Source organism: Microbulbifer mixtoriginis (SeqCode) (assembly GCF_052466765.1).
Map to the genome: position 1 here is coordinate 4613659 of NZ_CP174289.1, position 13440 is coordinate 4627098.

16 protein-coding genes are annotated in these 13440 nt (G+C 47.9%); 8 read left to right on the forward strand and 8 right to left on the reverse strand.

Going from position 1 to position 13440, the window contains the following annotated elements; all coding sequences use genetic code 11:
- Window positions 1-50 precede the first annotated feature (50 nt).
- The 3 genes from ACJJIV_RS20135 to ACJJIV_RS20145 all read left to right on the forward strand — a co-directional run bounded on the left by ACJJIV_RS20135 (window position 51) and on the right by ACJJIV_RS20145 (window position 1383).
- Complete coding sequence (locus ACJJIV_RS20135; RefSeq protein WP_252081937.1) at window positions 51-506, forward strand: hypothetical protein; 456 nt, start codon at window positions 51-53, stop codon at window positions 504-506.
- A gap of 91 nt (window positions 507-597) precedes the next feature.
- Window positions 598-984: a hypothetical protein gene (locus tag ACJJIV_RS20140; RefSeq protein ID WP_252081933.1), complete on the forward strand. Its 387-nt coding sequence runs from the start codon at window positions 598-600 to the stop codon at window positions 982-984.
- 99 nt (window positions 985-1083) lie between these two features.
- Entirely contained in the window at window positions 1084-1383 is a 300-nt protein-coding gene (locus ACJJIV_RS20145) for a hypothetical protein (RefSeq protein ID WP_252081932.1), read from the forward strand.
- A gap of 35 nt (window positions 1384-1418) precedes the next feature.
- Here the strand turns inward: ACJJIV_RS20145 and ACJJIV_RS20150 are convergent, their stop codons facing one another.
- A complete protein-coding gene (locus tag ACJJIV_RS20150; protein WP_252082793.1) occupies window positions 1419-2360 on the reverse strand; it encodes an IS110 family RNA-guided transposase in 942 nt (313 codons plus the stop codon).
- Between the two features lie 296 nt (window positions 2361-2656).
- Here ACJJIV_RS20150 and ACJJIV_RS20155 point away from each other — a divergent pair, with 296 nt between their 5' ends.
- The 4 genes from ACJJIV_RS20155 (at window position 2657) to ACJJIV_RS20170 (ending at window position 6775) form a co-directional block, all read left to right on the forward strand.
- Window positions 2657-3274, forward strand: coding sequence for a LysE family translocator (locus tag ACJJIV_RS20155; RefSeq protein ID WP_252081931.1), 618 nt, complete (start codon window positions 2657-2659; stop codon window positions 3272-3274).
- Window positions 3275-3992: 718 nt separating this feature from the next.
- Window positions 3993-5492: a vanadium-dependent haloperoxidase gene (locus ACJJIV_RS20160; protein WP_444890132.1), complete on the forward strand. Its 1500-nt coding sequence runs from the start codon at window positions 3993-3995 to the stop codon at window positions 5490-5492.
- 211 nt (window positions 5493-5703) lie between these two features.
- Entirely contained in the window at window positions 5704-6420 is a 717-nt protein-coding gene (locus ACJJIV_RS20165) for a helix-turn-helix transcriptional regulator (RefSeq protein ID WP_444890133.1), read from the forward strand.
- Window positions 6421-6454: 34 nt separating this feature from the next.
- The gene (locus ACJJIV_RS20170) at window positions 6455-6775 is read left to right on the forward strand and encodes a hypothetical protein (RefSeq protein WP_444890134.1); all 321 of its coding nucleotides are present in this window, start codon (window positions 6455-6457) and stop codon (window positions 6773-6775) included.
- A gap of 333 nt (window positions 6776-7108) precedes the next feature.
- On the opposite strand, the gene trmA is transcribed toward ACJJIV_RS20170, so the two are convergent.
- On the reverse strand, window positions 7109-8197 hold the full coding sequence (gene trmA / locus ACJJIV_RS20175) for a tRNA (uridine(54)-C5)-methyltransferase TrmA (protein ID WP_444890135.1): 1089 nt from the start codon (window positions 8195-8197) through the stop codon (window positions 7109-7111).
- A gap of 55 nt (window positions 8198-8252) precedes the next feature.
- Between trmA and ACJJIV_RS20180 the strand changes: the two genes are divergently transcribed.
- Window positions 8253-8657, forward strand: coding sequence for a secondary thiamine-phosphate synthase enzyme YjbQ (locus ACJJIV_RS20180; protein ID WP_252081926.1), 405 nt, complete (start codon window positions 8253-8255; stop codon window positions 8655-8657).
- 8 nt (window positions 8658-8665) lie between these two features.
- Here ACJJIV_RS20180 and ACJJIV_RS20185 read toward each other — a convergent pair whose 3' ends face one another.
- The 6 genes from ACJJIV_RS20185 to ACJJIV_RS20210 all read right to left on the reverse strand — a co-directional run bounded on the left by ACJJIV_RS20185 (window position 8666) and on the right by ACJJIV_RS20210 (window position 13434).
- Window positions 8666-9001, reverse strand: coding sequence for a TusE/DsrC/DsvC family sulfur relay protein (locus ACJJIV_RS20185; protein ID WP_444890136.1), 336 nt, complete (start codon window positions 8999-9001; stop codon window positions 8666-8668).
- Window positions 9002-9009: 8 nt separating this feature from the next.
- Window positions 9010-9300: a sulfurtransferase complex subunit TusB gene (gene tusB / locus ACJJIV_RS20190; protein WP_444890137.1), complete on the reverse strand. Its 291-nt coding sequence runs from the start codon at window positions 9298-9300 to the stop codon at window positions 9010-9012.
- Between the two features lies 1 nt (window position 9301).
- On the reverse strand, window positions 9302-9664 hold the full coding sequence (gene tusC, locus ACJJIV_RS20195) for a sulfurtransferase complex subunit TusC (protein WP_444890138.1): 363 nt from the start codon (window positions 9662-9664) through the stop codon (window positions 9302-9304).
- Window positions 9665-9666: 2 nt separating this feature from the next.
- Window positions 9667-10059 (reverse strand): sulfurtransferase complex subunit TusD, encoded by a 393-nt coding sequence (gene tusD / locus ACJJIV_RS20200; protein ID WP_444890139.1) that lies wholly within the window; start codon window positions 10057-10059, stop codon window positions 9667-9669.
- A 65-nt stretch (window positions 10060-10124) separates the two neighbouring features.
- Window positions 10125-10808 carry a Bax inhibitor-1/YccA family protein gene (locus ACJJIV_RS20205; protein ID WP_152453311.1) on the reverse strand — a complete coding sequence of 228 codons (684 nt, stop codon included), beginning with the start codon at window positions 10806-10808 and terminating at the stop codon, window positions 10125-10127.
- Between the two features lie 178 nt (window positions 10809-10986).
- On the reverse strand, window positions 10987-13434 hold the full coding sequence (locus ACJJIV_RS20210) for an endonuclease/exonuclease/phosphatase family protein (protein WP_444890140.1): 2448 nt from the start codon (window positions 13432-13434) through the stop codon (window positions 10987-10989).
- Window positions 13435-13440: the final 6 nt, after the last annotated feature.

Genomic DNA, 13440 nt, shown 5'->3' on the forward strand with positions numbered 1-13440 from the left:
GCTGGGCCTCCGTGACGGTCGGCCTTTGCTGCAAGCGTTAGAGTTTAACGATGATTATTTCATTGATAAAGGGTAAAAATTTCTGGGAGTTATTGTTCTCCCTATTGCTGCTGTTCCAAATTCTACTTCGAATTGTAGGTGGTCCCTTATCACTGAGATTATCGGTTATTGTGTTGCTTTGTGTAACACCATATTTAATTACACTAATCTTTAAAAGTTGGAGTTTAAGTTATGAGCTTCACAGGCATGCACATCGCCACCGTGCCAATTATCGAAAGCCAGCATTTCTGTCGCCGGCATTGATGCCTCATAGTATGGCAGTTGCTTTGTTTATACTTCTTCCGCCAATACTATTTATTGAGTTAGTGTTCGGCCTGGATAGTGTTTCTTCTAGGTCCTCTGAAGGTCAAACTGTAATCTTATTGTTTACTTCAATTGCGTTTTGGTATTTTCGAGTAGCAGAGCCTGTACTATCCAAGGAAATAGGTACAAAAGATGGGGAGTAACTCTAACAAGCGCCGGCACAAGCGCGCACGTAGTGCGCTGGACTCGCAACAAGTTGCTCGCCTGTGCGGCAAGCGTTACATGCCCTAAATCATGAGTATCTACGAAGAAGAATTAGAAGGCAGAGAGTTCGACTGGTTCGCTATAGATAGTGAAGGAAATATCGGCTTATTCTCTACCGCTGGCGAAGGAAAGATTCCAGGCCCAGTAATGGAGGCTTACTCTGAGCATGATAATATTTCAGAACAACTCGAATCGCCCAATTGGGGGAGTTCTGAAGTTTGGTCAGATTATGCTGTATTGGGGCTATATGTCTACGATTGGGATCTGCCCGGTGGGCCATATAAGCGAGTGCGTGCGCCGTCTAAAGCTATGAGTGACGAACTTAAAACAAAGTTATTAAACATGGGTAGCCTTTACAGCATTCCCACTAAGTTTGTGGAGCTAAAGGAAATATCCTGTGTGCTACTCAGCATGTAACAAGTGGGTGATGTTCGTTCCAGCCACTGCGTGGCTTCCACTGGACGGTCCACGCTTTGCGCGGCCCGCCGCATACCCAGGGCGTTATGCATAAAAACTATGTCTAATCTCAAAGACCGCCGATGGCGTCGAAAAGGCCTCGATAGAAAAATCGAGACTCCTTCTTGGGGGGAGCTTGCTTTTGGGAAAAAGCTTTTCAATTTGCGGCATATGTTACTAGCACTATTTACTAGTGGCTTCATATCTTTTGCAATGCTATACCAGCTTATAACCTATGGGCATTGGGAGGCCAAAGGAGCAAAAGTAGATGGTGCCGTGGGCTATGGTATTGCCTTTTTCCTCCTAGTAATTTCCATAGCCCTACTTATTGAAACTATTAAAGACTGGCGGAGAGGCTAATGCATAACAAGTGACTATGGTCCTTTGTCAAGTATTTAAGCCATTTTCTCATCCCAGTAAGTGTTGTTTTTTACCATCGTATTTAGAATGGTAAGTTGCTTCCTCATACATGCGATAAGGGCTACTTTCTTTGGTTTACCAGCAGCGACCAGGCGCTCATACATTGGCTTTAATTTAGGGTGGCATTGTATTGCCGACATCATAGAAACAAACAAAACCGTGCGTACACGATGTCGCCCACCTCGAATATAGCGCTTACCCTGGAAGCTGCCGCTATCACGATTCATCGGGGCGATACCCACAAGTGCCGCAATCTCTTTGCGGTTCAACTTGCCTAGCTCAGGAAGTTCGCTCATTAGCGTGTAAGCCAGTACATTGCCAACTCCTTTAGCACTTAATAAGAGATCGCGTTTTTGTCGCCACTCGGCAACACTGTTAACAAGTTTATCAAGTTGCTTATCGACCCCTTCTAGCTCTTTCTTGATGGCTTTTAAGATAGCCTGAATGGGCTTGTGAACAGATTTGGGCATTCTCTTGAGGCGATTCTTTTGCATTGTGCTCATTTCTAAGCACTGGTTCCTGACCGTCAGTAAATCACTAATATTTCTAAGTTTTTCTGGTTTGATTGATGACAATCTTGGCTTCATTGCTTCACCAAAATGTGCGATATCAATTGCATCTAGCTTATCTGTTTTGGCGAGTCGCCCCGCTGACTTTGCAAAGTTTCTTACTTGTAAAGGATTGCAAACAACTATCGGCAGTCCCGCTTTATAAGCAGCACAGACGAATTCTAATTCTAGTCTTCCTGTGGACTCGATTAATACTCTTTGCGGTTTAAGCGGTTGTAGTTGTTTAATGGCGTCTTTAATACCCTCTTTGTTATTGGTAACACTAAAGAACTGGCCATTAGGTCTCACATATATATCGAGTTGTTTACTGCTGGTATCGATACCGACATTGATCTCTTGAGGTTCCATAAGATAAGCTATCTCCGCCTTGCTATTCGGGCTCGAGGCCCACATGACTATTCGAGTTATGCCTAGTGAGTGTCTGTCACGTTCATACTTGTTAACGGTCTTTATGAACCGGCGCAGCAACGAACTGTGACAAACAAGGCCTTCGGTGGCCGCCGAAGGTGGGTCTCAATTTACCCGTTAGCGAAAAGGATTTTCAACATCAGAATTGGACAAGAACAACCATACAAAAAGCAGCACGATTGCCCACAAAATATGCGAGCTGGACGTTATACCCTTGCAGGAGAAGGATACACCGGATGATATCTTTAGAGTTTTTACTTACTTCGTTAGTTGTAGTTTTAATTCCGGGGACCGGAGTGTTGTATACTGTGGCTGCCGGATTGTTTATTGGTAGAAAAGCAAGTTTATTTGCTGCCCTAGGATGCACTTTAGGCATCATTCCAGCACTCTTAGCAAGCGCTTTTGGTTTGGCTGCAATTTTTCACACTAGTGTAATAGCGTTTCAAATCGTTAAATACATTGGAGCTGTCTACTTGCTTTATTTGGCATATCAAATGTGGCGTTCCTCATCTCCTTTATCAGTTTCTAACCAGCAGTCAGACAGCAAATACTCAGGCATCATAGTAAAAGGCTTTTTGCTAAATATACTAAACCCAAAATTATCTATTTTCTTTCTAGCGTTTCTTCCTCAGTTTATTCCAGCTACAACAGAAGGTGCATTGGATAGCATGCTTACACTTGGCGTTGTGTTCATGATAATGACGTTTGGCGTTTTTATTGTGTATGGTTTTCTATCAGGTAGTTTTAGCGCATTCATTATTAAATCAGAGAAAGCAAGCATTGCAATTCAGAAGCTCTTTGCAACTAGCTTTGCAGCACTCGGCATCAGGCTGGCGTTTAGTGAGCGGGTATAACAAGCGAATTAACTTCGCGCCTGAAACCTCCTCCAGTTAAGTGGGTAGTAGTTTTTCACTCTAAGTGCCTGAAGGCGCTAATTAATCGATGTCGCATCCTTGCTTGTGGTGAGATTCTCAAAATTTATCTATGTTTTTCTGTCACCTCCCTAGGTTTTATTCTGACACGCTAGGCAATCTGATCGTCTCATCTTTAATTGAAATTCATGTCGACTAAAATAACAAAATTAAGTTGAAGAATATACTTTCCTTCGAGTTATTTATTTATATGAAGATGGCGCTAGGGTAGGTTTTAAATTCACTGTTTGGAACACTTTTCTTACTCCATTCTTGTGTCTTTTTTAGGGTGTAAGTTCTTGTATTCTGGGGTATTTGGCTGTGTCCCTTTCATCGGTTAGGCTGCTTGGTAAATAGTAGGTGCGATCTAATAAGAACTTAATATGTATCGTTTGCTTAACTGCCAGCAGTATCTAAGTACTTAATAAGAGAAGAACTCTAATGGTAATTGGTCTCCTCTTGGCTTGACACTACATATTTAGGATGCTTGCGTTGTATCACAATATTGCAGTAATGCGGGCGTTATGATCACTATAAATGGTAATGGGGGGTAGTAGTGTCAAAATTTTGAAATAGTCTACGTGGCTTTTGCTGACGGCGGAAATGTCTCATGGGACGAAAGTTCTGTTATTAATGTTAATCAAATGAAAAGGGAAGTTTAATGCGAAGCAATAAATTTTATAAGCAGGCTCTAAAAGGAGTTTTGGGTTTTCTAGTTGTTTCAGCTAGCTGGCAGGCTCAAGCCTTCACTTGCCCACAATTGGCCGATGTTACATTGCCACCAAAGTGTAGCTCTGTAGACTTAGAGAGTTGCAATGCTGCAGTACAGAATATAATTCCTGCTGCGGCCTGCGCAATTTTTGAGGTTTCGCCCGCTGCTAATGATGCAACTTTAGTGCTACGTTTTACGACACTAATAACCAACTCCTGGTTTGATGCAACAGCACCTTATCACCCTACTGCAAAAGGTGTTTATTCTGACATTGCAAGGATGCCTCAGCCATCGGATAACAGTGAATTAAATATTGCACTTTCTTACGCATCTCATAAAGTGCTAAGTGGGTTGTTTCCACATTTGGTACCGGAATGGGATAACATGCTGGTTGAATTAGGTTTGGATCCCTACAACCTTTCTGAAGATACTACTACGCCGATTGGTATTGGTAACTATGCCGGCCGAAAGGTATTGGAAGGGCGCGCCAATGATGGTATGAACCAGTTGGGTAATGAGGGAGATCAGCTATATCATCGTTTACCCTATGCCGACTATACCGATTTCAAGCCAGCTAATACGGCATACAAATTACGCTTCCCTTCTAAGTGGCAACCAGCCGTTTTAATGGAGCGCCCTGGCGTATTCAGAGTTCAGCAATTCGTAACCCCTCAAATTGCACTGACAACACCCTATAGCTATGAGTCTCCGGATGAATTCACCTCTCCAATACCTCTGAAGTCAAAAATCTGGAACTATCCAAGTTATGTTGCGCAAGTTAATGATGTACTGAATACGTCAGCGAGCTTGACCGATGAACAGAAGATGAAAGCCGAGTTGTTTGATATGAAAATATTCAGCTTGGGCTTTGCTGCTGTATTTGCATCTGAATCTCAAGGTCTTTCGTTGATGGACTTCATTCATTATGACTTCCTCACCAATATGGCCGCTTTTGATACCGCTATTGCAATTTGGAAAGAAAAGCGTCGCCATAATTCAGTACGGCCTTTTTCTGCCGTTCGTTATATTTATAAGGACGAGCTAGTTACTGCTTGGGGTGGCGTAGGCAAAGGAACAGTGAACGACTTGCCAGCTAGCCAATGGACAAGCTATTTACCTGTAGCAGATCATCCGGAATATCCCTCTGCATCTGCCAGTTTTTGTGCGGCTCATGCAGAAACAAGTCGCCTATTTTTACCTCAAGGAGATACGTTAGGGTATAGCGTACCTGCTCCTGCGGGAAGCTCACAGATTGAACCTGGTATAACACCACAAGCTGATATGTATTTGCATTTCCCGACTTGGACATCGTTTGAGGAAGACTGCGGAAACAGTCGTGTTTGGGCTGGTGTGCACTTTGAACCTTCAGTACCAGCGGGCCAAAAGATAGGCCATGAAATTGCGAGCCGTGCTTATCAATTTTATCTTTCAAAAGTAGCAGGTGAATAATAAGGATTTATCGGGGCGGAGAGTGTATTTGCTGATTCAATGGTATGATTAATGATTACACTCTGCGTCTTGCTCCTTATGCGCAATCTTTCGGCTTTGCCATAGCGGCGTAGCTGAACTTGGGTGAGGTGACTAGATTTTCCTGAGTTTTTCAAGTGTTTGTTATTTTGATTAGTTTTTCCTTAGTTATGGATAGAGAGAAGTAACCAAAATGAGGAAATCAGATAGGCTTTTTCAGCTTGCGAACATTTTAAGAGCTCACCAGCCTATAACTGCAAAAGAACTTGCCGAAAAATTATCTGTTTCTGAACGGACAATATATAGGTATATGGATGATCTCTCTGTATCGGGGATTCCTGCTTATGGTGAAGCAGGTGTAGGGTATCGCCTTTCAAATGGGTTTGAGCTTCCCCCATTGCAATTAACACAAGAAGAATTTGAAGCGCTTATTATTAGTTTAAATTTACTGTCTTCATGGACTGGGGCTGAGTTAAAGCAATCTTCACTTTCACTGTTAAGTAAAATTGAAGCTGGTTTACCTGATCTTGGGAAGTATGACCTCCATAAAACAGTTAGGGTACCAGGTAAGCATTTAAGATCAGTGGACTTCAGTTTGTGGGACCAGCTTCATAAAGCGATTAGTTCAAAGCAGTGGATTTATCTTTCATATACTTCCCTGATAGGCAGTAGGTCAAAGAGAATCGTTTATCCCTTGGGTCTCTTCTATTGGGGTGGCAAATGGACCCTTGGTGGATGGTGTGGTTTAAAGCAAGATTATCGTGACTTTAGAATTGATCGTATTGAAAGCCTTGACCTGGAAGTGCCCCAGCGTGAACTTCCCACTAATGTTAGCTTGTCAGATTATATTGAAGTGCAGAAAAGCTCATCTTTGCAAAACACTACTGACACAATGCTGTCAGGAGTCTAACCCGATAATGTGACCTCCACAGAAGGAGTGAATCATGTTATATAATAATCGAACGGCTGATTTTATAGGTTTTGAATTTGCTACATTTCGTCTCCGGGAAGGTGTTTCGGAGAAAGACTTGATAGCACTCTCAAAAGAGGTGGATGATGCGTTTTTATCTAAGCAAGAAGGTTTGTTATCTCATTTCCTTCTGCGAGGTAAAAATGGCATCTACGCTGATGTCTCTTTAGCCTCAACCCAGGAAAGGGCTGAACAGATATGCCAGTTGTGGCTGGATAATGAAGTTACAAGAATGTATTTGCAGCTCCTTGACTCGGAATCTGTTGATATGACATTTTGGTCGAAAATTGCTTGATGGATAGCTAGGCACAGAACGAAAGTAATAAGGAGTATCACTTTGTGCTGCTCCTTATTTATAACAGTTTTGATCCGAACTGAGAGGATGTCTTCGAGAAGTGCTTATTTTGTTCAAATGTAAGTACTACAATTGTTCCTTTGGGTGTTGGTTTCGCTTTGCTGCAATAACTAGTAGGGAAGTAATACCCCTCCCCTCAAAAGTTCCCTTTCAAGGTTTCCTCTTGATTTGGGACTGTCAGGTCTTCAATTGATTTACAGTGGTGATTAGAGCGATGTAAGGCTGTTTCGGGGGCAGTAAGAAGTTGCCCCCGAGTAATACCTTCATTGGTCGTTATTTGCGCACCAGTAACAAGCCGGTTTCGGTGTGGTCTGTGTAGGGGAATTGATCAAATAAGGCAAAGCGCTCGATGCGGTGGGTCCTGCTCAAGAATTTGAGGTTTTCCAGCTGGGTCTCCGGATTACAGGAGATATACAGAATGCGAGGGAAGCGCGCAACCATTGCACAGGTATCTTCATCCAGGCCGGCGCGGGGGGGATCTACCAGCACAGTGTCAAAACTGTAACTATCCAGGTCTATATGAGCGAGGCGACGAAATGGGCGAACCTTGTCGATAGCCTGGGTAAACTCCTCGCTGGATAAGCGCACGATATCCAGATTATTGATGCCGTTTACCTGAATATTCTCCTGGGCAGAGTTGACTGAAACCTTGGAGATTTCAGTGGCCAGTACTTTCTCAAAATTTTCACTGAGTGGAATGGTAAAATTGCCATTACCGCAATAGAGCTCAAGCAGGTCGTTGGAGTTTTGGCCGCAGGCATTTTTGGCCCACTGGATCATGGAACGGCAAATGTGCCCATTGGGTTGGGTAAAGCTGCCTTCTACTTGTTTGTACTGATAGCTCTTGCCATCGATATCCAGTTTTTCGGTGACGAAATCTCGCTCTAACACCATTTTCTGCTTGCGCGAGCGCCCAAGGATCGGGAAGCCCAGTTTTTCTTGTAAGGCCCTTGCTTCCCGCTCCCAGCTCTCATCCAGCTTTTTGTGATAGATGAGTGTGATGAGCGCATCACCACTCAAGGTGGTAAGGAATTCGGCGGAGAACAGGCGCTTGCGCAGTATCTCGCTGCTGTTAACGGCCTCCAAGACCTTGGGCATTAGCTGATTCATCAGCTCCGAGCCCACGGTAAATGTATCGATGATAAAAGGCTTTTTATACTCGCCCTGGCGATACATGGCGTAATGAGCTACGCCGCCTTCATGCCAAACCTTGAACTCGGCGCGAAGCCGGTAATGAATGGGCGGAGATGGAAATAGCTCAGGCTCCAGATCGGTAAATTCACGATAGGCCTCGGCCAGGCGCATGGCCTTTGCATGGAGCTGGTCTTGATAGTCGACGGTGTTAACGCGGTGCAGTGCCATATTAAAATACGGTAGTCTCAATGGTAGAGCGGGCGCGAATTATATAGGAATCCGTATGGCAATAGGTGAGATTGCAATAAGAGTGTCTGGGCAGGGGCTTCAGGAGTTTACCAGCCAAGTGGCCGATTGGGTGTCGAGGCTCAATGTGGGGGAGGGGCTCTGTACGCTATTTATACAACATACTTCGGCGAGCCTGCTGATTCAGGAGAATGCTGATCCCAGTGCGCGCAGGGATCTGGAGCAATGGTTCAATCGGTTGGTGCCAGAGGATGATCGCCTATATACCCACACACTTGAGGGGCCGGACGATATGCCGGCTCATATCAAAGTGGCCCTAACCGCCACCAGTCTTTCCATCCCTGTTCAGAATGGACGGCTAATGTTGGGCACTTGGCAGGGCATCTATTTATGGGAGCATCGCCACCACCATGGTGAGCGCAAAGTCATTTTACATATTTAAGCGCCTGGCTAGAGGCAGTTGGTGGGTTTGGGCAACCCGGCAATTTTGCTGGCAACCTTGGCTGGGCTGGGCGGAAATAGCTGCATCAGATAGATGCTGCGACCTTTTTCAGGGCCCAATCGTTGGCCGATAAACTTTACTAACGGGCGCATGGCGGGCGATAGTTCGAATTGGCGATAGAATTCCTGCAGTAGCTCGATCACTTCCCAATGGGCGTTGGTCAGCTCTATATCCTCGGCTCGAGCCAGTTCTGCGGCCGCATCGCGGCTCCAATCATTGAGGTTTCGCAGATAGCCTTCATTGTCCAAAGGAATTTCTTGGCCATTTACATTCAGATTGCTCATTGTACTAATCACCGGAACCAACTGACGATGGGGTTGTACTCGGTGCACAATTGCACCCAGCGAGCATCATCAATCATCTCTACAGAGGCGATTGCCGAGCTGTTTTGGAGCCCGCGAGCTTCGCTGTCGGCTATCAGGCAGTAGACCTTTGTTTCTTGTAGGTCGTGCAAGGCTTGGTGTTTCAGGGCGTAGACCCCGTCTTCAAGTAAGAGTAGGGCATCGCCTTCAGTGAGACTCTGTAGGCAATCGTATAGGGCCTGGCTGCTAAAAGGCGATTTACTGACAATATGTAGGGTCATTTCAAAAGCTCAACACGCACTGGTAAGCAGCGATTAGCTTCCCAGGCTTAGCAACCAGGGAGATTTCCGCTCCGGGAATCTGTATTTGGTCAGGATGAATACCTCTTTGCTCCAGGCTGTGCTGGCACACATAGAGCTGTTCGACACCAAACATGGGGAGTGCCATAAGGTTCCGGTACAGGTTTTTTTGTTCTATGGCCTCTGGAGTTTGGTTGTCCAGTAGTTGGAATACGCCATCACCAAGGAATAACAAATCAACGTCCTGTTCCATAGCCGCTGAGGCCAGTACAGCTTCAATCCCCTCTCGGGCCAGGGTGCTACCATAGGGTGCAGCCCTGCATAGGGCCAGGGTCTGGTTACCCATTGTTAACCTCCAAAAGTGATCAGGCGCTCAGAGTTGGCAACGGCATCGGTGAGCTGGCCGAGGCCGGCCAGTTCGAAGCCTTCTGCAAGATTGGCTGCGGGCTTTTCCAGGCGGTTTGCTTCCCGCTGGCTTAAGACACCGCGTCTCTGCGCTGCGGCGATACAGACGACCAAATCCAGGTTGTGTTTCTGTTGCAGTGATTGCCACTCATTGATCAGGTCGGCTTCGTCCTGGGGGGGCGCGGCAATATTGTTGCCGTTTTGTATGCCATCACAGTAGAAAAAAATCCGGTAGATTTCATGACCCTCGGCCAGTAGTGCTTTGGCAAAGCGCAATGCGCTGGCTGCCGATTGCGAGGCGTGTGGAGCGGAGTAAATTGCCAGGGAAAACTTCATAGGGGGCCAAATAGTAAAATGCCCCGCAGAGCGGGGCATTGGGTCTAGCTCAGCAGCACTTATGCTTAGTCGTCAGAGGAAGCGAACCCAAGAATGTGCAGCAGGCTTGTGAACAGGTTGAAGATATTCAGGTACAGGGAAGCCGTTGCCATCAGGTAGTTGGTCTCACCGCCGTTGATGATACGGCTGGTGTCATACAGGATGAAACCTGACATCAGCAGGGCAACAACACCACTCAGGGCAACGCTGACCAGAGGCATGTGAATGCCGAAGAAGCCTGCGATGATGACTGCCAGGAAGCAGACCAGTACAGCGATCAGGCCAACAGCCAGGAAACCACCCATAAAGCTGAAGTCTTTGCGGGTAGTCAGTACGTAAGCAGACAGGGCAAAGAAAATCAGGGCTGTGGTACCTAAAGCTTGCATTACGATCTGGCCGCCGCCAGCGAGGCCCAGGTAATGGTTAAGCAATGGGCCGATAGATGCGCCCAATAGGCCGGTGAATGCGAAAACAACACCTACGCCGGCGCTGGAATTGGCAGTGCGTGGCAGAACGAACCAAATCAGGGCCAGGGCTCCCAGAGAGCAGATCAGGCTCATGCCGCGGCCCATGCCGACGGCCATAGAGATACCGGCTGTGACAGCACTAAAAAGTACAGTCATGGCCAAGAGGGCATAGGTATTGCGCAACACCTTCGCCGATTCCGAGCGGTCCAGTGCACGGGTATTTGTATAAGCTTGCGGTTGCATTTAGCGACTCCTGCTATTTAATCGATACCGGAATCATATAGCTCGCGGTGGGGACCATCAAGTCGGGAAATCCCTTTTAGGCGCTGGCTATAAATTGAGTTGAATTCGAAAAACCGGAGTTTTTTCAGGGTTTTAGTCGAATCTTCTCCTGCTATTAATAGGGACCGCTGGGGATTTTTCAAGGGGTTTTGCTTGCTTCGGGCCTAAAAGGCACCTCGATATCGACAATCAAAGGCAGGTGATCCGAAGCTTGTCGGGTCAGCACGGTACGTGGCACTCGCACTTTTTTTATCACAATGCCGGCGCTCAAGAAAATATGATCGATTCGCACCTTGAGAAAAGTGCCTTTAGGGCTATGCCTGGGTGCTTGCTCCTGGGCATCGCGCAGGTAGCCGCAGAGGCGTTTACACTCGGCGGAAGTGGGCAGTGCATTGAAGTCACCGAGTAAAATCCGCTCCCCTTTACAGCGAGGGTTGCTCAGCCATTCTGGTCCCAGCAGGGCATCCACCTGCAGTAACCGCTCTGCGCGCGAGAGTCCGAGATGCGTATTGATCACCTGAATTTTGCTGCCATTATGCTCAACCTCTACCCAAATGGCGCCGCGAGGTTCATCTGCAGCGGGATTGAACAAGCGCCCCTTACCCTTGGGTGGCCCCGGTAAAATTCCTTTTTTGATCAGCTTTGCCGGTAGGTGAGTGAGAATGGCGTCGCCGTAGCGCTCCTCATTGAGGTTAATGGCTGGCTGAAAATGCACATCCATTGAGAGTAACCGTGCCAGCCGCTCAGCCTGATCAAGCCCCCCGGTGCGTTTGCGTTTCACATCCAGTTCCTGCAAGGCGACAATATCGGGGCGATAGCGGGCGATTACCCTGGCAATACGCTGCGGTGACAGAGTACCGTCGGTTCCTTTACAGCTATGCACATTGTAAGTCATGACTCGCAGAGTTTTTTGTGGCAGCTGGTGCTCATCCAATTTCATCGGGTGGGCGCCGCGCAGGTAGGCCCTCGCAGCAGTGCGTAGATCCTGGGGGCGCCAGTAGCCCAGCCGCGGATCTGGCGGCTGTATATCTTTAGGCATTAGGGCAAAGGCGTGGGTTTCCCTGGGACCGGCGGCACCGTGGCTGCCGTTTTCCATGGCGAAAGTCAGAGGCTGTTCCTCGCTGGAGCACCAGCCGTACATCATAAAGTCGCCGGAGTCGGGGTGACTGCACAAGCTGATCATGTCGGCAATGGATTTCTCGGGGTAGGGGTGCTCGTCCCCCATCAACTTACGGCCGTCTTCGGGCAACCTCACCGGACCGTGTTTCCACCATCCGTGTACCGGAGACTTTGCCGAAGTGGGGTCCACCCGATAGAGCACCAGAGGCACATGGGCCTGTTCAACTATTTTGCGAGCGACCTGTTCGCGGCTGATATTACCCAATTCCAGGTTGTAGAGCATGGCCAGAGGGCCAAGGGCGGTGAGTGCCAGAGGGGTTTTACTGGTGCTGTAATCAACAGACTCCTCCTGTTTTTCTATGTCTTTTTTATCCATCCATTCGCTGCCAAACAAGCGCGCCCGCTCCAGCTGCACGCCGTGCCTGCTTTGGCCTGGCTCAATTTCTGGCGGTTTTGCGAGATCGGACAATGTCTCTGACAGGGCATCGCCAAGACTGCGGCCAAAGACTTCCTCGTAGGGCTTGGTTTGTTCCTGGCCGTGATCGGAAAAAATCCACACATCGTAGTGGCGCCGGTCGGAGGCATGGGCGGCACGCCAGATCCGGGCTATGGCATCGTCGATACCCTTCAATACCCAGTGGGCGAACGCCGAGCGCGGGCCGCGTCGGTGGGACTGCTCGTCATAACCGAGCAAATTGACATAAATAATGGGTAGGCCGCGGCTGATGTCCACCTTGACCCCCATGGTGCAAAATTCTCTTGAGAGAATGGTGATACCGACCCGGGTGGGGACAAACATCAACTCCTTGAGCAGGTTTTGCCCCTGCATCACGCCGCGTATGCAGTCTACAAGGGATAACAGCAACTCCACCACAATCAGTGCAGCTGTGCGTATCAGACTCCATAAGTTGGTCAGGATTAGAACGGCAATGGTCCAGGGACTGGCACTACGCAGGGCTGGGCCCCAGCCCTGATCGGCTGGGCAAAAGTGTGCCTCGCCGGTCTTGGTACCGGCGCGAAACAAGCTCAGGTAGCAACTGCCATCGCGCAGAAGGGGATCACGCTGTTTGAACATATCCCTGCTTTCCACCAGCGCGGCCACTTCCGGATCGTACATACGGCCGAGTTTTTGGGTTTCATGGATAAGAAAGCCAAAGGCAGGTACCGCCTGGCGCACTCCGTAGAACAGCTCTGCCTGTACAGCGGGGGTGGTGGAGGGAATCCCGGAAAACATGTGTTCCAGGCGGTAGTGTTCTTTGCGGATTAGGCCCTTTAAGAAAGGCATCCGGCCCCCAGAAAGGGCCTTTAAGAGTTCCGGATGTGCCAAACCATCAATCTGGATCAGGATCAAACCCGGTGCATGGGGTTGACGGCCGCTGGTGGAGAGTCCTAACAGTTTGGCGATCCACTCGCTGCGGCTGAAGCGGCGGCGCCAGCGCCTAATGGAAAGTCCGACTCTGCTTAACATAATGGG

Bases quoted from the DNA above. Each gene is read 5' to 3' on its own strand.
- ACJJIV_RS20135 (WP_252081937.1), top strand. From the start codon at position 51: ATGATTATTTCATTGATAAAGGGTAAAAATTTCTGGGAGTTATTGTTC.
- ACJJIV_RS20140 (WP_252081933.1), top strand. From the start codon at position 598: ATGAGTATCTACGAAGAAGAATTAGAAGGCAGAGAGTTCGACTGGTTC.
- ACJJIV_RS20145 (WP_252081932.1), top strand. From the start codon at position 1,084: ATGTCTAATCTCAAAGACCGCCGATGGCGTCGAAAAGGCCTCGATAGA.
- ACJJIV_RS20150 (WP_252082793.1), bottom strand. From the start codon at position 2,360: ATGGAACCTCAAGAGATCAATGTCGGTATCGATACCAGCAGTAAACAA.
- ACJJIV_RS20155 (WP_252081931.1), top strand. From the start codon at position 2,657: ATGATATCTTTAGAGTTTTTACTTACTTCGTTAGTTGTAGTTTTAATT.
- ACJJIV_RS20160 (WP_444890132.1), top strand. From the start codon at position 3,993: ATGCGAAGCAATAAATTTTATAAGCAGGCTCTAAAAGGAGTTTTGGGT.
- ACJJIV_RS20165 (WP_444890133.1), top strand. From the start codon at position 5,704: ATGAGGAAATCAGATAGGCTTTTTCAGCTTGCGAACATTTTAAGAGCT.
- ACJJIV_RS20170 (WP_444890134.1), top strand. From the start codon at position 6,455: ATGTTATATAATAATCGAACGGCTGATTTTATAGGTTTTGAATTTGCT.
- trmA (WP_444890135.1), bottom strand. From the start codon at position 8,197: ATGGCACTGCACCGCGTTAACACCGTCGACTATCAAGACCAGCTCCAT.
- ACJJIV_RS20180 (WP_252081926.1), top strand. From the start codon at position 8,253: ATGGCAATAGGTGAGATTGCAATAAGAGTGTCTGGGCAGGGGCTTCAG.
- ACJJIV_RS20185 (WP_444890136.1), bottom strand. From the start codon at position 9,001: ATGAGCAATCTGAATGTAAATGGCCAAGAAATTCCTTTGGACAATGAA.
- tusB (WP_444890137.1), bottom strand. From the start codon at position 9,300: ATGACCCTACATATTGTCAGTAAATCGCCTTTTAGCAGCCAGGCCCTA.
- tusC (WP_444890138.1), bottom strand. From the start codon at position 9,664: ATGGGTAACCAGACCCTGGCCCTATGCAGGGCTGCACCCTATGGTAGC.
- tusD (WP_444890139.1), bottom strand. From the start codon at position 10,059: ATGAAGTTTTCCCTGGCAATTTACTCCGCTCCACACGCCTCGCAATCG.
- ACJJIV_RS20205 (WP_152453311.1), bottom strand. From the start codon at position 10,808: ATGCAACCGCAAGCTTATACAAATACCCGTGCACTGGACCGCTCGGAA.
- ACJJIV_RS20210 (WP_444890140.1), bottom strand. From the start codon at position 13,434: ATGTTAAGCAGAGTCGGACTTTCCATTAGGCGCTGGCGCCGCCGCTTC.